Source organism: Bacteroides clarus (genome assembly GCF_015555825.1).
In the GTDB taxonomy this organism is placed as follows: domain Bacteria; phylum Bacteroidota; class Bacteroidia; order Bacteroidales; family Bacteroidaceae; genus Bacteroides; species Bacteroides clarus.
The window spans coordinates 1-25,078 of record NZ_JADNLF010000003.1 but is presented as its reverse complement, the minus strand read 5'-3'; the positions used below and the strand labels follow the sequence as shown (position 1 = coordinate 25,078).

Sequence of the window (25,078 nt, the reverse complement as noted above, 5' to 3'; positions counted from 1 at the left end):
GTCTGCAATTATTACGGTATCTTCTTCAATATAGAGTTACGCAACAAAACTTCCAACAGCACACACAAGAAAGCCGCCAGCGCAAACCAACGATATTCTTCCTGACGTTTACTATATTCTTTTACATTCAGTTTCGTTTTCTCCAGCTTGTCTATTTCCTCATATACCTCTTTCAGCTTCGAATTGCTCGTAGCACGAAAATAATTGCCATCCGTTGTCCCGGCAATTTGTGTCAGAGTCTTTTCATCAATCTCAACCGGCATATTGACATATTGCACGGTTCCGCCTACCGGATAAGGATATGGAGCCATACCGTTAGTTCCTACACCGATAGTATAAACACGGATACCAAAACTTTTTGCTATCTCGGCGGCCGTCAACGGAGATATCTCTCCTCTGTTATTCGTACCATCTGTCAATAGAATGATTACTTTAGATTTGGCTTTACTGTCTTTCAGTCGGGTAACCGCATTGGCAATACCCATTCCCACTGCCGTACCATCCTCGATAAGACCACACTTTACGTCTTTTATCAAATTCAGCAGAACGGCATGGTCTACCGTCAGCGGACACTGCGTAAAACTCTCTCCGGCAAACAGCGTGATACCGACATTATCATTCGGACGGCCATTGATGAACTCGGCCGCCACATCCTTGGCCGCTTCCAAGCGGTTAGGTTTCAAATCCTCGGCCAACATACTGGTAGAAACATCGATAGCAAGCATTATATCAATACCCTCTATTTCGCTATTCTGCCAGCTATCGGTAGTTTGCGGACGGGATAAAACAATAATAATCAGCGCTAAAGCAATTATCCGCAATGCAAACGGCGCATGCAGCAAATAGTTCTTATAGCTCTTAGGGGTATGTGCATAAACACGAGCGTCCGAAATCTGAAGCGTAGCCTCACTATTCTTCCTCTTCATGATATACCATACTATATAAGGTATAAGCAGCAGTAGCAAAAATAAATATTCAATATTGGCAAAAACCATGATATTTACAATTTTACAAATTACGATTTATGATTAAAGCGCACTTCCACTTTTGCATCAGGCAAAATAGTTGTACAACTCCAAACCTATACATACCAGAGAACCGACAAGAGCCGCCGCTAAAGCAACAATTCCTGCGCCAAGCAGTATCTTGGTACGCAAAGAACGTTTTTCAATAACAGTAATCTCAGTAGGTTGCGGTTTAGCATTTTCATCTTCTTTCTCCTTCGTATCGTTGATGAAGTCAATCGCATTAACCAAATTAGCGTCATTCTCATTCATCAGCGGGTTATGCTTGGCAAACTTCACTAAATCCGCGGTCTGGAATAGAGTACGCAAATCGGATATCGCATCCTTATCATTCATTTCCAATAACTTATCAATGATTTCGGAAGAAGTCATCTCCAATGCATTGAAGCCGAAACGATCTTTTATATAAGTACGAATAGCATCTGTCAATTCCGTATAATATTCCTTCGACTGCCCCTTCTGCCATACCTTCTCACTCTTGATGCGTTCTATCTCCTGCATTGCCAATTGATGTGGCGGTAATTTAGGCTCGACTTTCACCTTACGTATAATCGGTTTGTTATCACGGATACGTTTCACGAGGTAGATAAGCAATAGCAGAAACGGAGCGAACAGTACGGCACAAGCGATAGCCATATACCAGTCTTCCCACGCAAAAGGCGCTTTCATTACCGGTTTCGGGCCGAAGAACTGATCGGGATGCAATGTATCCACCGGCATTGAATACACCTTTAACGCCAAAGCCTTGGAACGGTATGCCTTATTATCGACAAGCACTTCCATTGGCGGCAAATAGTAGAGTGCCGAGTCAAAGGAAGTAACAGTATACTCCTGGGTAATCAGCGAGCGCCTGCCGTCATTCAGCATTTGCGTATCCGGCTTGGCTATATCGATAATCTCCACTCCACGCACCAAAGTATCGGTATAAACGGGAAAAATAGCACGCTTATCGGTGTCCAATGATACTTGGAGCTTAATTTTAGCCTGCTCTCCAATAAGGATTTGCAAGGAATCAATTGTAGCATCCACCGTCACCGACTGGGCTACTGTCCTACCCGTCAATGCTGCCAATAATGTTATCAGAAATAAATATCTTTTCATTTTCCGATTAATTTCTTTTCGCAAATAAATTCATCAATGCCTTAACATAGTCCTGATCCGTACGTACCGACACATTGTCTACATTGCTTTTGGTAAACGTATCGTTCAGCTCCACCTGTTTGTTTACCCACCAATCATGGTGAGCACGCCGTACAGCGCGCGAAGAAGTGTCAATCCACTGCTCATGTCCTGTTTCCGCATCTTTTATTTTCATCAGACCTACGGCCGGCAATTCTTCCACACGACGGTCGTATACTTGGATAGCCACGACATCATGCTTACGATTGGCGATAGTCATGGCATTTTTAAAACTCTCCTGGTCGATAAAGTCTGATAAAACAAAAGCAGTACAACGACGCTTCATGACATTCGTTAGATACTCCAAACCGAGACGGATATTGGTTCGGCGACTTTCCGGATGGAAATCGAGCAACTCACGAATGATGTATAGTATATGTTTACGCCCTTTCTTGGGTGGAATGAACTTTTCTATCCGGTCTGAAAAGAAGATAACGCCAATCTTATCGTTGTTCTGAATGGCAGAAAAAGCCAACGTAGCAGCAATTTCCGTCACCATATCTTTCTTCATCTGCTTCACCGTACCGAATTCCAAACTACCGGAAACATCTACCAGCAACATTACAGTCAGTTCACGTTCTTCTTCAAACACCTTCACAAAAGGTTTATGAAAACGGGCCGTTACATTCCAGTCTATGTCGCGTATATCGTCGCCAAACTGATATTCACGCACTTCGGAGAAAGCCATACCTCTACCTTTGAAAGCCGAATGGTACTGACCTGCAAAGATATTATTGGATAATCCGCGTGTCTTTATTTCAATTTGACGGACTTTTTTTAAGAGTTCTGTTGTTTCCATTGATTTATTTAAAATAATCCCATTAACAAAAGACCTTAGCATTTGCTCCCGACAGGAATACCCTTAAGTTTACGTCCTATAAGCCTAAGGTTTGCTGGCAAAAAACCGGGGATTACGAGTGTAAACCTCAGGGGTTATGCCGGCTGATTCCCGGAGTTTCGGATGCATTTGCCACGTGTTAGGGCACTTCAACCTTATTCAATATCTTGCTGACGATTTCGTCCGAAGTCATATTACTTGCTTCAGCCTCATAAGTCAAGCCGATACGGTGACGCAGTACATCATGTGCCACAGCACGTACATCTTCCGGAATAACATAACCGCGACGTTTGATGAAAGCATAACTGCGGGCAGCCAGTGCCAGGTTTATGGACGCACGGGGTGAGCCGCCGAATCCGATCATATCCTTCAGTTCCTTCAAATCGTACTTCTCCGGATAACGGGTTGCGAATACAATATCGACAATGTATTTCTCAATCTTTTCATCCAGATATACCTGACGCACCACTTTACGCGCCTCAATAATCTCGTCAGCTTTCAAGATAGGCTTCACACTCAGCTTATCCCCGTTTATATTCTGGCGTATAATCAGTTTTTCTTCTTCCAATTTAGGATAGTCGATCACAACTTTCAGCATGAAACGGTCTACCTGGGCTTCCGGCAATGGATATGTACCTTCTTGTTCAATAGGATTCTGGGTTGCAAGTACCAAGAAAGGTTCGGGCAGCTTGAAAGTTTCCTTACCTATGGTGACCTGACGCTCCTGCATGGCTTCCAGCAAAGCACTCTGCACTTTAGCCGGAGCACGGTTAATTTCATCTGCCAAGACAAAATTAGCAAACACAGGACCTTTCTTTACTTGGAAAGTCTCGTCTTTCTGACTGTAAACCATTGTACCGATAACGTCCGCCGGCAACAAGTCCGGCGTAAACTGAATGCGGCTATATTGCGCATCGATTAATGAAGCCAGTGTCTTGATTGCTAATGTTTTTGCCAAACCGGGCACACCTTCCAGCAATACATGTCCGTCAGACAATAAACCGATTAACAACGACTCTACCAGGTGCTTTTGTCCTACAATAACCTGGTCCATGCCCGTAGTAAGATTGGTAACGAAAGCACTTTGTCTTTCAATCCGCTCGTTCAATTCGCGGATATCAATTGTTTCAGCCATAAATCAATGTATTTTTAATGTTTAATTTTCATTTTACCCCGACTGAACGCCGGTAATTATATTTTGCTTCCAAAAGTACGGGAATAAATTAACCATAGCAACTAATTTTTATTAAAAAACTATGTGAAACCTTTAGATTAAACTACTTTCATAGAGTTTAGTATTTAACAAAAAAAGAAGCAGTAATATTTTTACTGCTTCTTCGCTAATTTCGGTATCTTTATAGTGGTACCCGCAGGTACATTATCCGGTTTTTTAATAACACCCGGATTATGCTTTACTATATATGGATAAAGCGCCTTAGTACCGTAAAAACGAAGGGCAACTCTGGTCAATGTCTCTCCAGGCTTAATTGTATACGTAGTTTCCGTTCCCACGATAGTATAATTGGTGGAATCGGGAACATACGTGATTCCGGGTTGTTTTTTAGGTTGTGATACAGGTGCGGCAACTGCGGCAGATTCTTTGACAACAGCCGATACATCCGGTTTTTTGGTTACGGGTTCCACCGCAGGCTTCATCGAAACCGTATCCACTTTTACAACAATTACAGTATCTTTATCGGCAATACTATCTGTTAAAGCGGCATCATCCGTCTGTTTATCGACTTCGGCATCAACAATTTCTTCTACCGGTGGTTTGGTTGATAATTTATCAAACAGATCCGGATAATACAAATAGACGACAGTTCCCGCGCACAACAGTACAACAAGAACAACAATGCCGATAAAGTATTTCATTGTAGAAGATTCCGTCGGTCCATCAGTCTTCGCAGCTTTCGCTTCTTCAACACCGACCTCCTCTTCCGAAGTGGCAGAAAGGGTTTCCACAGCTTTTTCTTCCGGACTTACAGTAATTTCCTCCGAGCAACTTTTCGCTTCTTCCGAAGAACTCGTTTCCACCAAACTTTCAGTTTCTTTCGGAGTTTCGATTGCTTCAGGAATATCCGCAATTGCTTCCCGTACAACTTCTACCGGGGGCACGTTTACGGCGTCTTTCACACCTTGAGAACCTTCAGCTTCTCCCGACATTCCCCCTTCTGTCTTTTGCTCTGCTTCTTCCTCATCCTCATTGCCGCTATCTATAGGGGTATCTTCCAAAACAGTGCCGTCATTGAGCACAACCGTTTCAAAATGCGAAAACGGCTTATTGATAATATCTTTCAGAGCAGGTTCCGGAGTAAACGAAACTTTAGTATGTCCTTGTATCTCAAAACGTTCTCCGGTATTGACATTGACACTTTCACGGCTTTCCACATCAATCAGCTTAAAAGCCCCCAATCCCTTTATCTTCACATATTTGTCTTTTTCCAGCGCTTCTTCTATCAACTGGAAAAATTCCTTCACAAAACTATCAGCATTCTTCTTGCTCATGCCATGCTTTTCAGCCAGCAAGTCAATCAAGTCCTGTATGTTTAGTTTTTCATTCATAATATGGGAGATTTTAAAAGAAAGACTACTTAAACTTATCTTTTAACAACGTACTGGGCTTATAGGTTAACACCAGTTTCGGCGGAACCAACATACGTTGCTTCGTTGTAGGATTGACAGATATACGTTCCGCTTTCTTTTTAACTTCGAATGTTCCAAAGCCTTGTACGGAAATCGTATTCCCGTCCTCCAACTGCCGCGTCATATCCGACAACAAAGATGTAACCAATTCCGAGGTATCCTTTAAAGTATACCCCAATCGTCGTGACAATTCAGAAGTAAATTCTTTGTTATTCAAAATCCAAGCTTTAAAATTGTGAACTACGGTGCTATATTAGCAAATCTTCCCCATATATACAAGAAGTTCAGAAAAAATCTTTAAAGAACTCGGCCAAAAAGGTCGAAATCATCGGAGTTTATTATCTCCACCCGGTAAAAGTTACCAATCTCCAAAACCTTGTTTCCGCACTCAATCAATACTTCCGGATCCACCTCGGGAGAGTCAAATTCTGTGCGTCCGATATAATAATCACCTTCCAGACGGTCGATTATCACATCCATCCGTTTACCTACTTTTGCCGCGCTCAGTTCTGCTGAAATACCTTGCTGAATAGACATCAACTCATCCAAACGAGCTTGTTTCACTTCTTGGGGAATGACATCTTCATAATGGGCCGCAGCATACGTTCCCTCTTCTTCGGAATACGCAAACGCACCCATTCTATCGAAACGCACCTTGCGGACAAATTCTTTCAATTCCTCAAAGTCCGCTTCCGTTTCTCCGGGATGCCCTACCATCAGGGTAGTACGCAAATGAATACCGGGAACTTCTTCACGGAATTTTTCTATCAGCCGATAAGTTTCTTCCTTAGTTACATGGCGGCGCATTTTATCCAGCATATTATCACTGATATGCTGCAAAGCGATATCCATATATTTGCAGACATTAGGACGTTCGCGCATTACCCGGAATAAATCCATAGGAAAGTGAACCGGATAGGCATAGTGCAGACGTATCCATTCCACACCCGGTATTTCGGAGATTCTTTCGATTAATTCGGGCAACATCTGCTTTTTATACAAATCTACGCCATAGTAGGTCAACTCTTGCGCAATAACCTGAAACTCTTTCACTCCACGAGCTACGAGATATTTCACCTCATCCAGAATTTCTTCCACCGGACGCGATATATGCCGCCCCGTAATAATAGGAATAGCGCAATACGAACATTTGCGATCGCATCCTTCCGATATTTTCAGATATGCATAATGCCGGGGAGTGGTCAATGTACGCTCTATGTGCAGTTCATCATGATATGCCTTGCCCAAATCCTGCAACAGTTCTTTCCAGTTGAACTTGCCGTAAAACTTGTCAACCTGAGGAATTTCAATGGCCAGTTCTTTCAGATAACGTTCCGACAGGCAGCCCATGACATAGAGTTTCTCCAAACTCCCTTCTTCCTTGGCCTGCGCAAATTCAAGAATCATATTAATGGACTCTTCCTTTGCATCACCGATGAAACCGCAAGTATTAATTACCGCAATCTGTCCTTTCGGACGTTCGGCATCATGCGTCACATGAAAACCCGCTTCTTCCAATTGACGCATCAAATGCTCCGAATCCACCAAATTTTTAGAACAACCTAATGTTATAATATCAATGGTTTTCCGTTTCATGCATTTCCCCCAAACAACGAATCGACAAACTCTTTTTTACGGAACACCTGCAAATCTTCCATGCCTTCTCCCAGACCGATATATTTTACCGGAATTTTGAACTGATCGGAAATACCTATCACAACACCGCCTTTAGCCGTTCCATCCAACTTGGTTACAGCCATTGCCGTAACTTCCGTAGCCAAAGTAAACTGCTTGGCCTGCTCGAATGCATTTTGTCCGGTGGAACCGTCCAAAACAAGCAATACCTCATTGGGAGCATCAGGTACGACTTTTTTCATTACATTCTTAATCTTAGTCAGCTCATTCATCAAGCCTACTTTGTTATGCAGACGTCCGGCCGTATCAATAATCACCACATCAGCATTATTGGCTACCGCAGAGCTTAAAGTATCAAATGCCACGGAAGCAGGGTCGGCACCCATTTTTTGCTTTATAACAGGAACGCCTACACGCTCGCCCCATATTACCAACTGTTCTACGGCTGCCGCACGGAAAGTATCGGCCGCACCCAAATAAACAGATTTACCGGCTTTCTTAAATTGATAAGCCAATTTACCGATGGTTGTAGTCTTTCCTACGCCATTCACTCCGACCACCATAATAACATAAGGTTTCTTCGTAATCGGAGTTTCAAAATCATCTACATCGTCCGAGTTATTCTCAGTCAACAAAGCAGCGATTTCATCGCGCAAAATCATATTCAGTTCCTGCGCGTTCATATATTTTTCATCTGCGGCACGCTTCTCGATACGTTCAATTATCTTCAACGTAGTTTCCACACCCACATCCGAAGTAATCAACACCTCTTCCAGATTATCCAGCACTTCATCATCCACTTTCGACTTTCCAGCCACAGCACGAGCTATCTTGCCGAATACACTTTCCTTTGTTTTAGATAATCCTTTATCTAACGTTTCCTTCTTTTCTTTTGAGAAAAAACTAAAAAATCCCATAGTCTACCTTTTTGTACAATACATTATGCTACAAAGATATAACAAAACTAACAAATAATAAAAGTTGAAGCGATTTAATAACAAAAAAAATCCCCCCACCGATAGATTCGGTGAGAGGAGCTTTATAAGTAATCAGTGCTTCACAGCAACTGCATTTATCTTATTTTTTGAAAAAGTCTTGTACTTTTTCGTTAGGAACCATTTGCTCATCGAAGATGTAAGCGCCGGTCTTCGGAGACTTAACCATCTTGATAACTTTCGTATAAGCACGACCTTCTTTAGAACCATCGTGCAAACTTGCTACTGTTTTCTTTGCCATGGGTTATACTATTATTATTTGATTTCTTTGTGTACTGTTACTCTCTTCAGAATCGGATTGTATTTCTTCAATTCCAATCTCTCGGTAGTATTCTTTCTGTTCTTCGTCGTAATATAACGAGAAGTTCCCGGCATACCGCTATCCTTGTGTTCCGTGCATTCCAGAATCACCTGTACTCTGTTACCTTTTGCTTTCTTTGCCATAATCAGTATTCTCCTCTACTTTTAGCCAATTACTTTAATGCTTTTCCAATCACAATAACCTTTAGCTACTGCATCCTTCAAAGCAGCATCCAAACCTTTTTTATTAATAATGCGCAGGCCGTTAGCGCAAATGCTCAGACTGATCCAGCAGTCCTGTTCTACATAATAGAACTTCTTGTTAAACAAGTTCAAATCAAAGGTTCTTTTTGTTCTTCTCTTTGAGTGTGAAACATTGTTGCCAATCATGGCTTTCTTTCCGGTAATTTGACAAATCTTCGACATTTCTATCTTTATTTTATAGTTTTTATCTATACTTATTTCAAACAGAGCGCAAAGTAAGCACTTTTATCGTTACAAAACAAGTTTTTCCTAAAATAATTCATTGTGCGAGAACATTTTTTCCTCATTTTAGCTTGTCACAGAGCATCGACAGGGCATTTTGAATAGCCGACTGTACATTTCCCGCTCTTCCGCGGTCTCCTTCCTGCTTCATGGTTACGATGTCATTTTTATATGCAGCGGCTATCCACACCGTACCTACCGGTTTTTCCGGTGTACCGCCACCGGGACCTGCAATACCAGAGGTGGCAACCGCACAATCCGTTTTCAGCGTTTTCATCGCACCTTTCACCATTTCGATAACGGTTTCCCGGCTCACCGCGCCGTATTTAGCCAGAGTTTCGGCGGAAACATGAAGCAAATCCTTCTTTATTTCATTAGAATACGCCACAATGCCGCCATTAAAAAACTCCGAGCTCCCCGGAACCGAAGTTATCAAGGCTGCTATTCCGCCGCCGGTACAACTTTCAGCGGTGGAAAGGGACAAATTCTTCGCTTTCAACAATTCTCCTATCTCCTCTTCCGGTTTCATACCTTATTATATATAGAACCTTACAAAGTGACACGTGAATAAGCCGGAGCCTCTATCGGGCAGAAATCCTTATCCAAATACTTAAAATATCCGGTAATGGCAATCATTGCGGCATTATCCGTTGTATAGCTGAATTTGGGAATGAATATATTCCAACCATACTTTTCGGCATGCTCGCGGAAAGAGTTACGCAAGCCGTTATTGGCCGATACACCGCCTGCAACGGTCACTTCCTTTATGTTGTATTGCTTTGTGGCTTTACGCAATTTATCCATTAATATATCGACGACAGTAGCTTCCAGCGAAGCGGCCAGGTCCGTCTTGTGATGTTCGATGAAATCGGGATCATCTTTCATCCAGTCCCGCAACGAATACAGGAATGAGGTTTTCAGTCCGCTGAAGCTGTAATCCAGCCCCGGAATATGAGGTTTGCTGAAAGTAAACGCTTTAGGATTGCCCTGGCGCGCAAGCTTGTCGATAATCGGTCCGCCGGGGTAACCCAGCCCCATTACCTTGGAACATTTATCAATGGCTTCACCTGCGGCATCATCGATTGTCTGTCCCAAGATTTCCATGTCATTGTAAGCTTTCACCAAAATAATCTGGGAATTTCCACCGGAGACCAGCAAGCAAAGGAAAGGAAACTCAGGCTGCACATTATCTTCACCTTCCGCTTTAATGAAATGAGCTAACACATGTCCTGTCAGATGATTAACATCCACCATGGGAATACCCAAAGAACGGGCGAACCCTTTGGCAAACGACACGCCTACCAACAAAGAACCCATCAATCCCGGACCGCGCGTAAACGCCACAGCGCTCAGTTCCTTTTTGGTAACTCCGGCACGCTTCAACGCCTCGTGCACCACCGGCACTATATTCTGTTGATGCGCACGTGAAGCCAATTCGGGCACTACCCCGCCATAAGCCTCATGAACTGCCTGGCTGGCCACGACATTCGATAGCAGGTAGCCGTCCTTGATGACTGCTGCAGAAGTGTCATCGCATGAAGATTCTATTCCTAAGATTATTGTACTCATAGTGTTTATTTACGTTTAAACGCTGCAAAAGTAGTGATAAAAGTAGTATCCATAACGTATTATTTCATATTTTTGTTGGCTGAACAAAAAATTAATCGCCTATCAGAACGCTGAAAACGACAGTACGCTGGGTAATCGGTATAGTATTGGGACTCTATATCGGGATAATTTTATTGCTGAACATTCCTTATGTCCAGCACCGGATGTCCGTACTCGTAGCCCAGGAACTGAGTTCCGTACTGGGCAGCCGGCTTACTGTAGGGCAGATAAACATAGGCCTGCTGAACCGAATCATCATTGATGACTTAATACTGAACGACCAATCGGGGAAAGATTTGCTGAAAATAGGCCGTCTGTCGGCCAAGTTCGAGATACTCCCCTTGTTCAACGGAAAAATATCCATCGGAAACGTGCAACTATTCAGCTTCAATGCCAATCTGGAAAGACCTACGCCACAGGCTGAAACCAATTTCCAGTTTATACTCGACGCTTTCGCTTCCAAAGACACCGTTAAGAAAAAGAGCAATCTGGACCTTCGCATCAACTCACTGCTGATACGTCGCGGAAGAATATCCTATGATGTCCTCTCTGCCGGAAAAACTCCGGGAAAGTTTAATCCGCAGCACATCCGTCTGTCCAATATCCTTGCCAACATCTCACTGAAAGCGCTTCAAAGCGACTCTATCAATGCCGCCATCAAGCGGATGAGTGTTGAAGAGGAACACTCCGGCTTTGAATTGAAGAAGCTGAGCCTTAAGATAGTAGCCAACAACCAAAACATGCGGATAGAGAACTTTGCCATTGATTTACCCAACACTTCCCTGTCAATGGATACTATCCGTATGGAGTATGACAGTCTGGGTTCTCTCGGCAATTTCGCCGATGACGTCCGCTTCTCATTCCGTATGCTGCCTTCGGAAGTCGTGTTGCAGGACTTATCGGCTTTTGTACCCGCCTTCAAACCTTTCAAAGAAAAACTACGACTGGAAACGGAAGCCGACGGAACGGTCAACCAGCTTAATTGCCCAAAGCTGCTAATCTCCGCCGACAACCATTTCCTGCTGAAAGGCGATGTGTCCCTGCAAGACCTCTCACATCCTCAAGACGCTTATATATTCGGCAATCTGTCCAATTTATACGCCGATCCGGACGGCATCGCATTCTTCGTCCGCAACCTGAGCAAAGACTATAAGGGAGTTCCGCCGGCCTTACAGCATTTGGGTACGATATCCTTCCGGGGAGAAATATCCGGGTACTTCACGGATTTGGTTACCTATGGTGAAGTGCGTACGGACATAGGTACTGTAAAGACAGACGTCAAGTTCAGTTCTGATAAGGAAAAGGGATATTTCTCCTATTCCGGCGCGGTAAAGACCGCGGAATTCGAGCTGGGCAAACTGTTGGCTAACGACAAATTCGGGAAAGTAACTTTCAACATGGATGTCAAAGGCAGCCATTACGCCAAGAGATACCCGTCCGTTACGATGAAAGGGCTTGTTGCGTCCATAGATTACAGCGACTACACCTACGAAAACATCACTTTGGACGGTGAATACAAACAAGGCGGCTTCAACGGAAACGTGTCATTCGACGACGAGAACGGCGCCATACAACTGAACGGCTCCATCAACACAGCCGGCAAAATCCCGACATTCAACTTCCGCGCCGATGTCGACCATTTCCGTCCGAACACCCTTCATCTTACTCCCAAATACAAGGACACGGAAATATCCGTAAAGATAAAAGCCGACTTCACCGGAAGTTCCATTAACGACATGAACGGTGAAATCAACATTGACAGCCTGCAATACACCGCTCCCGACCAGAGCTTCTTCATGGACAACCTGCGGATTGCCGCCACTCAGAATGACGAGCGTCAGAAACGGCTGACTATCAATTCCAACTTCCTGCGAGGCACTATCGAAGGGGACTACTCCTATCAGACCCTGCCTACCAGCGTACTCAACATCATGCGGCGTTACATCCCCGCCTTGATATTGCCGGACAAGAAACCCCGGGAAACCGAAAACAACTTCTATTTCGACCTGCACGTTTACAATACGGAGATACTGTCCACCGTATTCCAGATACCGCTGAAAGTATATACCCACTCCACGCTGAAAGGCTACTTCAACGACAAAGCGCAACGCCTGCGCGTAGAAGGTTACTTCCCGCGACTGAGCTACGGAGAAAAGTTCTTTGAATCGGGAGTGATTCTCTGCGAAAATCCGGGCGAACAGTTCCAGGCAAAAGTCCGCTTTACCAACCGGAAAGCAACCGGCGCGGTGAATGTCGCTTTGGAAGCCAAGGCCAAAGACGACCAGATACAAGCCATCTTCAACTGGGGAAACAGCAGCGCCGTAACATACAGCGGCAAATTGGCAGCCGTAACGCAATTCATCCGCCAGTCATCGCAAGAAACGGATAACGATAAACAGCATAAGCCCGCCCGCAAAGGCAAGAAAGACATTCCCGCCCTGAAGACGATTGTCAATGTGCAGGAGACGAACGTAATCCTCAACGACACTATCTGGAAGATACACCCGTCACAAATCGTTGTGGACTCGGGCAAGATACATGTCAACAATTTCTATTTCAGTCATAAAGAGCGTCATTTACGTATCAACGGAACCGTATCCGAACAGCCGCAGGACACCGTACGCCTGAACCTGAAAGAGATAAACATAGGCTATGTATTCGACATAGCCGACCTGGGCGTCAACTTCAAAGGTGAAGCCACCGGCCCTGCATACGCCAGCGGCGTACTTAAAACCCCCGTAATGAGCACCGACCTGTTCATCCGCAACCTCGGCTTGAACGAAGGACTTTTAGGCGATGCCAACATACACGGAGAATGGCATCACGACGTAAAAGGCATCTATCTGGATGCCCGCATACGCGAGAAAGACATCGCCAAGAGCCATGTGTACGGCTACATTTACCCCATAAAGCCCACCAGCTCGCTCGATTTGCAAATCGAGGCCGACAGTACCAACCTGAAGTTCATCCACCACTATATGCAAAGCATCACGCCCGAATTCAACGGACGCGCCAGCGGCCACGTACATTTCTACGGCAAATTCAAAGCGCTGACAATGGAAGGGCGTGTGTTTGGCGACGCTTCCCTAAAGGTAGATGTGCTCAACACCACTTTCTCGCTGAAAGACAGCATACTTATCGAACCGGGCGGGCTTACTTTCCGCAACAACCGCATCTTCGACACGCAAGGACATCAGGGAAGAGCCAACGGCTACCTGCATTACCGACATTTCAAGAACCTGGAATACCGTTTCCAATTCGATGTCAACAATATGCTGGTAATGAACACCAAAGAGTCTCCCGATTTTCCTTTCTACGGCACGGTATATGGTACGGGTAACGCCACCATTGCCGGTAATGCAGCCGAGGGAGTAAACATCGACGTGGCAATGACCACCAACCGCAACACCAACTTCACCTATATGAAAGAGGGTGTCGCCTCGGCAGTCAGCAACCAGTTTATACGCTTCGTAGACAAGACGCCCCGCCGCGTACTCCAAGATTCCATCGTACTTATATCCGAGTTCGAGCAAGCCCAAAAAGAAGTCCGGGAAAAGGAAAGCGATACCGATATCCGTCTGAATCTCTTGATAGACGCCACACCGGACGCTACCATGAAAATTATCATGGACCCCATTGCAGGCGACTACATCAGCGGAAAAGGTACGGGGAACATCCGTACCGAATTCTACAATAAGGGAGATGTGAAGATGTTCGGCAGTTATCGCATCAGTCAGGGAGTGTATAAATTCAGTTTGCAGGAAGTAATCCGTAAGGACTTCATCATCAAAGACGGAAGTACCATCACCTTCAACGGACCGCCGCTCGATGCCACCCTCGACATCCAGGCCGGTTACCTCGTGAACTCCGCTTCGCTGAACGACCTTGTACCCGACGCCGGCAACTACGTCAATCAAACCAACATCAAGGTAAACTGCCTTATGGCTCTGACCGGGCAACTCACCTCGCCGGACATCAAAATGAGCCTGGAACTGCCCAACGAGCGCGATGAAGTGCAGGCATTGGTGCGTAACTATATCCCTACGGACGAGCAGATGAATATGCAGATACTCTACCTGCTGGGTATCGGCAAGTTCTATACCCCGGAGAATGTGGATGCCACCGGCAACTCCAACATGATGTCGAGCGTACTGTCTTCCACCCTGTCCGGACAGTTGAACAATGCGCTTTCACAGATTATAGACAGCAACAACTGGAACTTCGGCACGAACTTCAGTACCGGAGAAAAAGGCTGGACCGACATGGAATTCGAGACAATGCTCTCCGGGCAACTGCTAAACAACCGCCTGCTTATCAACGGTAACTTCGGCTATCGCGACAACCCGATGGCAAACACGAACTTCGTAGGTGACTTTCAGGCCGAATGGCTCGTAAACCGTTCCGGTGACATACGCCTGAAAGCGTATAACGAAACCAACGACCGCTACTACACCAAGACCAACCTCACCACTCAGGGCATAGGTATCGTCTTCAAGAAAGACTTCAATAAATGGAATGAGCTGCTCTTCTGGAACAAGTGGAAATTAAAAAGGTTACGCCAGCAGCAGAAACAATAGAAAAGGAAATGATGATGAAAACAATATAGACAGCCTGCGAAAGTAGCCTTGTCGGTTTGCGAGAGTAGTCATGCAAGTAAACGATAGTAGCCTCGTCGGCCAGTGAGACTACTATCGTAAAGTAACAAGGATTATTACCCCTGCTGCAACAGATTTTTAGTGTACAAACTATCGATGATACCGTCTGCCAAGCCGATGACAGGCACATGTATATATTCCGCTTTCACAACCTCTGCAATCGTGAGGAAAATCTCTGCGGCAGGCACGATAACATCTGCACGGTCGGCCTTGAGACTGAAAGCTTCCATACGCTGTTCGGGAGTAAGCGGTTGCAATTCGTCATACAAAACCTGTAAAGACTGAACGGGCAGGCGCAGTTTCTTCTTATCCTTTTTATCGGCAAGACGATACAGTTTATTGATGTTTCCCCCCGAACCGATGATATTGATTCCCTGAAAGTCAGCCGTAAGACGTTGCAAATCATCCTTCATTTGTTGCCAGCTTTCTGCCTTAACGGCATTGCTCAACATGCGCACCGTACCTATATTATAAGAAAGCGATTGCACCAGTTCACCGTTTGTCAGCAAATTGATTTCTGTACTTCCGCCGCCCACATCCACATAGATGTAATTTCCCATGCGGTCTTCCAGACATTCTATATGATTATTGTATATCATCCGTGCTTCTTCCTGCCCGTCAATCACTTCAATATTGATGCCCGTATCTTTCAGTATCTTCTTTATGATGGATTTTCCATTCTTCGCGTCGCGCATGGCAGACGTGGCGCACGCACGATAATCCGTCACCTCGTATATTTTCATCAACTGGCGGAAAGCTTTCATCAAGCGGCGCAGTTTCACGGCTTTCACATCGGAAACCTCTCCCAAAGCGAAAACATCAAAGCCCAATCGCAACGGAACGCGAAGGAGCATCGCTTTGGAAAGACGCTTGTTCACCAGATTTTCATCCTCTTTAACCTTTTTAATAAGTAGCCGCACAGCATTAGAGCCGATGTCGATAGCGGCATAACATTTTCCATTCATTCTTTTTACTTATAATGCTTTTTATTCCTTATAACTTTTATAAAGTTCCTCTTGCGAACGGAACGGCACATCGTTTTCTGTAGTCCAAGGACGATTCTCTCCGCTTCCGTCGACAATGCTTCCCTGACAATTATCACGAAGCCCGAATTCGATGACTTTACGCAAGTCGGCTTTAATCAGCGGATCGTACACGGGAGTCACTACTTCCACCCTATTGTCCAGATTGCGCGGCATCCAGTCGGCAGAACCGATAAAGGTTTTATCCTCTCCACCCGCAGCAAAGATGAAGATACGAGAATGCTCCAGATAGCGGTCTATAATGCCGTTGATACATATCGTATCACTCACACCGGAAATACCCGCCATCAGAGAACAATTGCCACGTACCAGCAGTTTGACAGGCACACCGTTGGCGGAAGCCTCATAGAGTTTCTTTACCATAGCCGTATCCGTGATATGGTTTATCTTGACAAGGATATAAGCCGGTTTGCCTGCCTGCTTGTTCTTGATTTCATCGTTTATCAGCTTTACAAACTTCTGCTTCATCTCATTGGGCGAAACCAGCAGTTCTTTGAAACGCACAGGTGAATAGGGCTTCTCGATGAATATAAATACGGAATTGACATCGTGCACCACATTGCGCGCGGCAGTCATCAGCATATAGTCGGTGTACATACGTGCATTCCCCTCATGGAAGTTTCCCGTACTGATGCAGGCTATATCATTTCCTGTTTTCATGCCGATATGGGTAATCTTGGAATGTACTTTCAGACCTTCCACTCCGAAAATTACATGGATGCCCGCATCCTGCATCTTCTTAGACCAACCGATGTTGGAAGCTTCGTCAAAGCGCGCCAAGAGTTCGATAACCACCGTTACCTTTTTCCCGTTGCGGGCGGCACAGATAAGGGCTTTCACCACCTTCGAATCTTTAGCAAGACGATAGAGCGTTGTCTTGATGCTTTTCACTTCTTTGCTGACCGCCGCTTCCTGCAACACTCGGATATAATAATCAAAGCTGTGATACGGTACATGGATAAAGCGGTCGCCTTTCTGTATCAGCTTCAGCAGACTCTCGTTGCCGTCCAGTTCCGGTTTTACGACAGGCTCCCATGCGGGATATTTCAAATCCTTGCGGCCGCAATCCGGAAACGACATCAAATCCTTGTGGTTGTGATAACGTCCGCCACCCAACACCGTATCCAACTTGTCCAAATTCAGCTTGTTCATTACACGCTTCAACAAGTCTTTCGGCATGTCGGCATCGTAAATCACCCGCAGGGCATCACCTTTCTTGCGGCTTTTCACTCCTTTGGATATTTTTTGCAGCATGCCGTTGCGCAAGTCATTGTCTATCTCCATTTCCGCATCCTTTGTAAACTTGAACGCATACGCCTTGAAAAAGACATAGTTCAGCCCGGAGAATATCATCGGCAGGCAGTAGCGGATTACATCGTCCAAATACATCAGATAGCTCCCGCTTTCCTTATCCGGCAAACGCACAAAACGCCCGCACTCGGCTACGGGAAGCGCAATCAGTGCATAATCAAAACTTTTCCTACCTTCGGCCTGCATCTTGACAGCCAAATAGATGTTCTCATCCGTTTCATCCGTCAGCTGCCTGACTGCCGAAAGCCATACGGGACTGACAAAACCGCTCAACTTTTGGCGGTAGAACTGACGCACGAACAGTTGCTGTCCTTCATCCAGCTCATCCTCTTTCAGCAGGAAGATGTTTTCCTCACGCAACAGCCGGGTTACCTCATGGATGGCGTGCTCATATTCTTTGGCATACTTGTTATTCAGTTTGTTGATTTGCTTGATAAGCTGGCGGGCATGCTCGCGCTCCGAACGCAGGCTTTTATCCTCGCACTCGGCAATGCGACCGAGCGTAGCCATGCGGACACGGAAAAACTCATCCAGATTATTGGAATAAATACCGAGAAAGCTCAACCTCTCCAGTAAGGGTACCTGCGGCTTAGCAGCTTCCTGTAGGATGCGCCGGTTGAAGTACATCCAACTCAAATCGCGGTCTACATACGCTTCTGATAGTGTCTTCTTATTAATCATCTGTATATATTTATCAATGATTTGCGGGCAAAAGTATGCAATAAGTATTACAATACCATGTCGGACATATTACAATATGAATAAGGAAAAACCGGAGAGGGATAGTATGACAAGCACATAGCCGCCTCTATATGGTGCATTATCCGTCGGTCGCAGCTTTGCACCCAATAGCGGAAATGCGCGTCCGGCTTATAATTCTCGGAGAAGTTCAGCAACCGCCGCAAATCGAATTCGTCAGAAACAACGCCCGCTCCTGTACGGGCGGCATCGTATGCGTTACAATCCTGCTCGATATGTGCGGGAACCATCAGTAAAGGCTTACCCAGATACATCGCTTCGCAAACCGATTCAAACCCTGCGGTTGTGGCATACGCCCTGCACCCCGCCATATAGTGAAGAAACTTCATATCGTCAATCTGATGAAAGCTCAGCGTACCATCTACCTTACACACTTCCGCTTCATCCTGCTTGTCCCAAAAGAAATGAAGCGGCACTTCCGGATGTTCCCTATGCCACGCCTTTATGTTTTCGCCGAAACCAGCATTCACCATATATCCGTGCAGATAATCACCCTCTACGCTCTCGCAGGAAAGCACTTCACGGCGAAGCAGCGGCGGTACGACACGAATACGGGCACGTTCATCGTCTTCCATTTCACGAAAGGAGAGCGCAAGCTTTTGGGATGCTCCTATGCAGGTGAGCCGGGTGAAGAAACGCAGAAGCCACAAACCGCACCGGCTCTTGGCGGGAAATTCGAAATCGCGATGCAGAAAGAGGTACTGGTGACCGATACTGATTTGAGGCACGGACGGACGAAACGCCAGATAAGTAAGTCCGGCCAGCAGTTCATAAAAGTTAATGACCAGTTCCGCGCCGGTTTCCTTGATGCGCCGATGAATGTAGCGCATACTTTGCAGATAGGCCGGTACTTTGACAAGGTTGTACGCCACACTGCGCGACAGGCTCACCCGCTTATTGGCAGGTGTCGGCAGAAAATTCGGACTGAGAAAGCGCTTTACCGGAGCCTGAATACTGCGATTGAAGAACCCGGGCAGATGACGGGAATTGCTTTTACCCACCAGCACTTCCGCTACTTCATGTCCGTTGCGGCGCAGAAGCCTTTCCATGGCAATGGCTTGGGTGAGATGCCCCCGACCCTCTCCTTGAACAATAAAAAGAACTTTCATCTTTGTACAGTTTGTATGTTGTTTACTTTACACGTTTTCGGTAAAAGCCACGCCGGCGTCGCACAGGCATGACTTCAAGAGAATTTATGGAATTGTTATACGTAAAAAGGATGAAATATCTCTGTATAGTGCATTTATACGAATTCCTCAACCATATACATATCGCTGACGAATTCGTCTACAAGTTGTTCCAGATTCTCACAAGCTTCATCCGGCGTGTCGCCATAGGCGCTGCACAAAGGATTATTCATAAAATAGGCATAAAAGCCACCGCCGGCAGCCGCCTCTACGGTGTAATCGTTTCCATTCGGTTTCATGTTCATATCTCTTTTCTTTTTGATGATACAAAGATGTCCGAAAGCTGTTTCAGATGTATGTGGGGAAGGTTACAATTTTATCTCACAAGGATAAAAAGTTATCCCGGGGAGAAAGAAAGTTATCTTACGACGTATATCTATTTTCCTCACGGGATAAAAAAAATCATCCCGTGAGATGAACGGATTCGTCTCACGGGATGAGTTGATTGGTACCGCGGGACGGAAAAATCCGTTCCGCAGGATGAAAATATCCGATTAATAAGAACGTGCGAATATCACGCGGCAGGCAGACGGCTTACCGGTAACCATACATTTGCCCGGCTCCTTATCGCCCGGTACGAAAGATTCAAACGGAATACAGCGGATGGTAGCTTTGGTTTCTTCCTTTATCTTCTCTTCGGTCTCGGTTGTACCGTCCCAGTGAGCCAGGATAAAGCCGCCTTCTTCAATCTTTTCCTTGAACTCATCGTAGCTGTCTACCACAGTAATGCGGCTGTTGCGATAATCCAACGCTTTCTTATAGATATTTGCCTGAATTTCTTCGAGCAGGTCTTTTACGTATTCTTCGATACCGTCGCAAGAACGGGTTTCTTTTTCCAATGTATCACGGCGCATCACTTCCATTGTATTGTTCTCCAGGTCACGACCGCCCATAACCAGACGAACAGGTACACCCTTCACCTCGTAATCGGCAAACTTGAAGCCCGGACGCTTGTTGTCGGCATTGTCGTACTTCACGGAGATACCCATTGATTTCAGTTTGGCTACGATACCGGCAATCTTCTCGTCAATCTTGGCAAGCATTTCGGCATTCTTATAGATAGGCACGATAACTACCTGTATCGGGGCCAGGTGCGGCGGAAGCACCAGACCGTTATCATCGGAATGTGTCATGATAAGCGCACCCATCAAACGGGTAGATACGCCCCAAGAAGTAGCCCATACATATTCCAGCTTATTCTCTTTGTTGACGAACTGTACATCGAAAGCTTTGGCGAAATTCTGTCCCAGGAAGTGGGAAGTACCGCTCTGCAAGGCCTTACCGTCCTGCATCATCGCCTCGATAGTATAGGTATTGAGAGCGCCTGCAAAACGTTCGTTGGCAGATTTCACACCCTTAACGACGGGCACTGCCATGTATTTCTCGGCAAACTCACCGTAGACGTTCAGCATACGTACCGCTTCTTCCTCGGCTTCTTCGCGAGTGGCGTGCGCCGTGTGGCCTTCCTGCCACAAGAACTCGGCAGTACGAAGGAACAGACGGGTACGCATTTCCCAACGGAATACGTTTGCCCACTGGTTGCACAGGATAGGCAGGTCGCGGTACGAATTAATCCAGTTCTTATAGGTGTTCCAAATGATAGTTTCCGAAGTGGGACGGATGATGAGCTCCTCTTCCAGCTTTGCAGCGGGGTCTACCACTACGCCGCCGCCATTCGGGTCGTTCTTCAGACGATAGTGCGTTACTACGGCACACTCTTTGGCAAAGCCTTCCACGTGTTCCGCTTCGCGGCTGAGGAATGATTTCGGGATAAGTAAGGGGAAATAAGCGTTTACGTGTCCTGTTTCCTTGAACATATCGTCCAGCTGACGCTGCATCTTCTCCCAAATTGCGTATCCGTAAGGCTTGATTACCATACATCCGCGCACAGCCGACTGCTCTGCCAAATCGGCCTTTACCACCAACTCGTTGTACCACTGAGAATAATTCTCGCTACGTTTGGTCAGGTCTTTCAATTCTACTGCCATTCTATTTTGTTTTTAAAGTTTTCTATTCGGATTCATTAAACGGAGTGCAAAAGTACAAATTTCTGTGCGAAAAGTGTTTATTGTGTAATCACTATTTTTTGCAGAGTTTATAAATGCAGGCTTTTTCCCCGTAACACCCCGTCATGACCGATCGGTTACAGTAAGTTAATAATCATGCGGAAAGGATGTTAACTTATTACATCCTAAGAAGTTAATATCGTATCATTACGAAGTTAACATCGTATGGCTTGTTGTATTAACTAACGCCTCTATTGTATTGGCACTGGATTAGGAGCAGTATACACTCAATAACAACAGGTTCAAAAAAAGAGTTCTCTTAGAAGAAAATCAGATAGAATCCGAAAGGTTTCTATCTGATTTTTTAGAGTGCAAGCGAGGTTTAAACTCGTGCTCCTCAGCTTATTGGAGAGCTGTTACTATTCTTACGGCTGACAACAGCTGTACTATCGTTAGTAACCTGTTAAAACAAGATAAGTTATCCAATATATTACTTAAACCAACAATTAAAATTTTCTGATGGCACGCGCTTTGAGGCCATTGCCTCTTGAAATAGACTTAGTTTCTACTTGACTGTCATTAATAAATATGGCATATGAATTACTACTATTTTCTACTGTAGAAGACCATAAACTGCCACTCAGCGTTTCATACCCATATTCCGACATTGTTTGGTTAAATTCGTCTAATCCATAATCTACTATTGCTTGCGCACATTCAACTAATTCTTTGGACGATGGAATATACCAATTACTATCAAGTTCACGACATTTCTCCAACCATTTCTCAGGATTCTCATAACCATCCAACATATATACTGTTCCTGATTGAATGCACGAGATAAGCATTCCTGATTGTCCTTCACTTTTGGCTTTACAAATGAAACCCACCGGTATTCCCGTTTGGAAATAGAGATCTCCTATTTGGGAGAATTCATAATCTGTAGTTATCGTAAATGATTCCCAAAGGCTGTGGTTAGTGGATTTCGCAAAAAGCATAATTTGTTCTGTTTTAACATCAAGTGAAGCTGTTAATATGATTTTACCTCCTATTATTTGCCTATTTTCACCTGTATTGTATTCAATACTGTATTGATATCCTCCGATTATGCTAACCTTAACATCATTATCTCCTCCCTCAATGGAAAAGTTGATTTCTATTTTATGTCCAGGAGCCACCTTATAATCTTGAAGTTGGTGGAAAGTGATGGAAAAAGATGTATATTTAGGTATGGTAATAGTATTTCCATCTTTCATTATCAAATAAACATAGTCATCATCATCAGTAACATTCTGAAAGAAATTATCTCCATTAGTTCCGTTCTCCCCAGTTGCCTTACCTAATATTGTCCAGTCTACACCGTTGTTGTAAGATATATACCAGTATCCATCTTCTATCTTTAATTGTGGAGTAATGCCATCTTTACCATTAGTTCCATTGATACCATCAGTTCCATTATTACCATTACTTCCATCAGTTCCTTGTGCTTTTATTTTATGACCATTTTTATCTTTTAGCCAGTCACCATTTAGCGTCCAATAGTATATTTCATCTATATCCTGTTTTACTCCAATAATGGGAGTTTCACCGTCTTTACCGTCAGTGCCGTTGACACCGTCCTTACCATCTTCACCATTACTGCCACTGATTCCATCCTGTCCATCTTTACCATGATAAATGATAACCGGTTCATGTTTTTCAAAATAAAGTTTGTATCCTATTTCTTTACCTTCTTCGTTGATTGTTTCAACATTAGTTATTGCATCTTTCTGTTGCAATACTTCAATAATCGATTGTAAAGACGAAATATTAGAGTTCATCTGTTCACAAAGTTGTTGTAATTTATCAAAAGCATACCAAGTTGGTATTTTCAATATTGTTCCATTCGCTAATGTAAAAATAACATAGTCATTACTTGACTTATAATCTATTTCTTGAAACACACTATCGCCATCTTTACCGTTTACGCCGTCTTTACCATCGGTGCCATCAGCACCGTCTTTTCCGTCATTGCCAGTAGCTTGGCCTATATCAGACCATGTTTTTCCATTATCAGTGGATAAGTACCAGCGACCATTTCTTATTTCAAGTAATGGTGTGATACCATTTTCTCCATCTCCTCCATCTTCACCATCAACGCCATTACTTCCATCTGCTCCATCCACTCCCACTGCTTTAATCATATTATCAAAGTCATCCTTTAACCAATCTCCATTTAATGTCCAATAGTATACCCCATCAGTATATTGTTTTACACCAATAATAGGAACAGCACCATTATCTCCTTTATCTCCCTGTTCCCCTTTATCACCTTGTTCCCCTTTTTCTCCATGATAAATAGTAATAGGGTCACCTTTTGTAAAGGAAATTGTATATCCTATAATCTTATCGCCTTCTTTGACAGGTATAACTTTAGTAACACAGACGTTGTCTTGTAATGCTTGTACCAGCCTCTGCAAAGAGCTGATATCTCCATTCATCTGTTTACAAAGTTTTTCCAATGAGGTTATTCTGTTATCTAATTGATAAATGTTTTCCCATAAATCATCGGTATTAGTCTTACAGCTATAGAATATAGTCATTATAGCTGCCATAATCATAAATGAAAGTATGTTTTTCTTCTGCATAAATAATGAATGTTTTAACAATTAATATAAGTTGTTTTCCACATTTCCAATAGAAAGTGGTTAGTCAGTAGTGATGTGTACAATGTGAGGTATATAATGATAACTGTACACAGTTTTAATTGGCTATACTAAAAAATAAGCACTGTCTGTTTCTTGCAGATATATATTGTAGTCAGTGTTCCCTACTGGCTATTATACAAAAAAGAGACGTGGGAACTATTGAATATTACCACTGCGAGGCTCTGGACTGCCTTTCTTCAAGTAATAAACAATAGCCCACGCCAAACGATATATAGACTATCTTTTCGAGATAGGTATATAACATTGACGTGAGCGTTCTTGCTTATTATCCTTGAAGAATGAAATTGTCCAGATTTCACAGTAGGATAATATATCAAACGCTCTTTGTTAACTATGTCCTTTTCAGCCTTAACCCATTAAGTATCTGAAATTGTTGCAAAGTTACTATTTTACGTTTGATTAACAAGAACTATTCTTTATTAAAATAGATAGATACCGATGTTTAGAGTCTTATGAATTTATTTCTATCTCTTTGAACGATTAAAATACCTATTTCCTATACTACGACGACATTCTCCATCAAGTAGTTTTTCTTTAAATCCTATTGCTTTCTGGTAGTTTCTGTCGCTGGAAATTATACCCGTATTCGCAGGGTTTATGTATTCCTATCGGATTTATTAATATCTTTAATGCCGAATGCTAATTCGTTCAACAGCCGTTGCCGGTTCGTTAGACAATTGTCTAACGAACCGGCAAC

Annotated in this window: 20 protein-coding genes; 1 reads left to right on the top strand and 19 read right to left on the bottom strand. The window is 44.2% G+C overall.

The window, feature by feature from the left end:
* Positions 1 to 11 precede the first annotated feature (11 nt).
* The 13 genes from I2F54_RS04160 to tsaD form a co-directional block, all read right to left on the bottom strand.
* Positions 12 to 995, bottom strand: coding sequence for a vWA domain-containing protein (locus tag I2F54_RS04160; RefSeq protein ID WP_009120886.1), 984 nt, complete (start codon positions 993 to 995; stop codon positions 12 to 14).
* 57 nt (positions 996 to 1,052) lie between these two features.
* A complete protein-coding gene (locus I2F54_RS04155) occupies positions 1,053 to 2,126 on the bottom strand; it encodes an ETRAMP family protein (protein ID WP_195500587.1) in 1,074 nt (357 codons plus the stop codon).
* Between the two features lie 7 nt (positions 2,127 to 2,133).
* Entirely contained in the window at positions 2,134 to 3,003 is an 870-nt protein-coding gene (locus I2F54_RS04150) for a DUF58 domain-containing protein (protein ID WP_022219081.1), read from the bottom strand.
* Between the two features lie 178 nt (positions 3,004 to 3,181).
* The gene (locus tag I2F54_RS04145; protein WP_009120883.1) at positions 3,182 to 4,177 is read right to left on the bottom strand and encodes an AAA family ATPase; all 996 of its coding nucleotides are present in this window, start codon (positions 4,175 to 4,177) and stop codon (positions 3,182 to 3,184) included.
* 191 nt (positions 4,178 to 4,368) lie between these two features.
* Positions 4,369 to 5,607 carry an HU family DNA-binding protein gene (locus I2F54_RS04140; RefSeq protein WP_195500586.1) on the bottom strand — a complete coding sequence of 413 codons (1,239 nt, stop codon included), beginning with the start codon at positions 5,605 to 5,607 and terminating at the stop codon, positions 4,369 to 4,371.
* A gap of 25 nt (positions 5,608 to 5,632) precedes the next feature.
* Positions 5,633 to 5,905 carry an HU family DNA-binding protein gene (locus tag I2F54_RS04135; RefSeq protein WP_022219080.1) on the bottom strand — a complete coding sequence of 91 codons (273 nt, stop codon included), beginning with the start codon at positions 5,903 to 5,905 and terminating at the stop codon, positions 5,633 to 5,635.
* Between the two features lie 80 nt (positions 5,906 to 5,985).
* Positions 5,986 to 7,284, bottom strand: coding sequence for a 30S ribosomal protein S12 methylthiotransferase RimO (rimO, locus tag I2F54_RS04130; protein ID WP_195500585.1), 1,299 nt, complete (start codon positions 7,282 to 7,284; stop codon positions 5,986 to 5,988).
* Entirely contained in the window at positions 7,281 to 8,240 is a 960-nt protein-coding gene (ftsY, locus tag I2F54_RS04125) for a signal recognition particle-docking protein FtsY (protein WP_009120879.1), read from the bottom strand. The genes rimO and ftsY overlap by 4 nt, the downstream gene beginning before the upstream one ends.
* Positions 8,241 to 8,400: 160 nt before the next feature.
* Positions 8,401 to 8,559, bottom strand: coding sequence for a DUF4295 domain-containing protein (locus I2F54_RS04120; RefSeq protein ID WP_005654275.1), 159 nt, complete (start codon positions 8,557 to 8,559; stop codon positions 8,401 to 8,403).
* Positions 8,560 to 8,573: 14 nt separating this feature from the next.
* Positions 8,574 to 8,762, bottom strand: a complete 189-nt coding sequence (gene rpmG / locus I2F54_RS04115) for a 50S ribosomal protein L33 (RefSeq protein WP_002560155.1) — start codon at positions 8,760 to 8,762, stop codon at positions 8,574 to 8,576.
* A gap of 21 nt (positions 8,763 to 8,783) precedes the next feature.
* Positions 8,784 to 9,044: a 50S ribosomal protein L28 gene (gene rpmB, locus I2F54_RS04110; protein ID WP_004291052.1), complete on the bottom strand. Its 261-nt coding sequence runs from the start codon at positions 9,042 to 9,044 to the stop codon at positions 8,784 to 8,786.
* A 121-nt stretch (positions 9,045 to 9,165) separates the two neighbouring features.
* Positions 9,166 to 9,633 carry a CinA family protein gene (locus I2F54_RS04105; protein WP_195500584.1) on the bottom strand — a complete coding sequence of 156 codons (468 nt, stop codon included), beginning with the start codon at positions 9,631 to 9,633 and terminating at the stop codon, positions 9,166 to 9,168.
* Positions 9,634 to 9,653: 20 nt separating this feature from the next.
* Entirely contained in the window at positions 9,654 to 10,673 is a 1,020-nt protein-coding gene (tsaD, locus tag I2F54_RS04100) for a tRNA (adenosine(37)-N6)-threonylcarbamoyltransferase complex transferase subunit TsaD (RefSeq protein WP_195500583.1), read from the bottom strand.
* Positions 10,674 to 10,876: 203 nt separating this feature from the next.
* Between tsaD and I2F54_RS04095 the strand changes: the two genes are divergently transcribed.
* Positions 10,877 to 15,289, top strand: coding sequence for a translocation/assembly module TamB domain-containing protein (locus I2F54_RS04095; protein WP_195500696.1), 4,413 nt, complete (start codon positions 10,877 to 10,879; stop codon positions 15,287 to 15,289).
* 134 nt (positions 15,290 to 15,423) lie between these two features.
* Here I2F54_RS04095 and I2F54_RS04090 read toward each other — a convergent pair whose 3' ends face one another.
* The 6 genes from I2F54_RS04090 to I2F54_RS04065 form a co-directional block, all read right to left on the bottom strand.
* Positions 15,424 to 16,332, bottom strand: a complete 909-nt coding sequence (locus I2F54_RS04090) for a Ppx/GppA phosphatase family protein (protein ID WP_087426384.1) — start codon at positions 16,330 to 16,332, stop codon at positions 15,424 to 15,426.
* 21 nt (positions 16,333 to 16,353) lie between these two features.
* Positions 16,354 to 18,402 carry an RNA degradosome polyphosphate kinase gene (locus tag I2F54_RS04085; RefSeq protein WP_195500582.1) on the bottom strand — a complete coding sequence of 683 codons (2,049 nt, stop codon included), beginning with the start codon at positions 18,400 to 18,402 and terminating at the stop codon, positions 16,354 to 16,356.
* A 47-nt stretch (positions 18,403 to 18,449) separates the two neighbouring features.
* Positions 18,450 to 19,589 carry a glycosyltransferase family protein gene (locus tag I2F54_RS04080; RefSeq protein WP_195500581.1) on the bottom strand — a complete coding sequence of 380 codons (1,140 nt, stop codon included), beginning with the start codon at positions 19,587 to 19,589 and terminating at the stop codon, positions 18,450 to 18,452.
* 134 nt (positions 19,590 to 19,723) lie between these two features.
* Complete coding sequence (locus I2F54_RS04075; RefSeq protein ID WP_087426478.1) at positions 19,724 to 19,906, bottom strand: type II toxin-antitoxin system HicB family antitoxin; 183 nt, start codon at positions 19,904 to 19,906, stop codon at positions 19,724 to 19,726.
* Positions 19,907 to 20,161: 255 nt separating this feature from the next.
* On the bottom strand, positions 20,162 to 21,655 hold the full coding sequence (proS, locus tag I2F54_RS04070; RefSeq protein WP_009120873.1) for a proline--tRNA ligase: 1,494 nt from the start codon (positions 21,653 to 21,655) through the stop codon (positions 20,162 to 20,164).
* 524 nt (positions 21,656 to 22,179) lie between these two features.
* Entirely contained in the window at positions 22,180 to 24,300 is a 2,121-nt protein-coding gene (locus I2F54_RS04065; RefSeq protein ID WP_195500580.1) for a PL29 family lyase N-terminal domain-containing protein, read from the bottom strand.
* Positions 24,301 to 25,078: the final 778 nt, after the last annotated feature.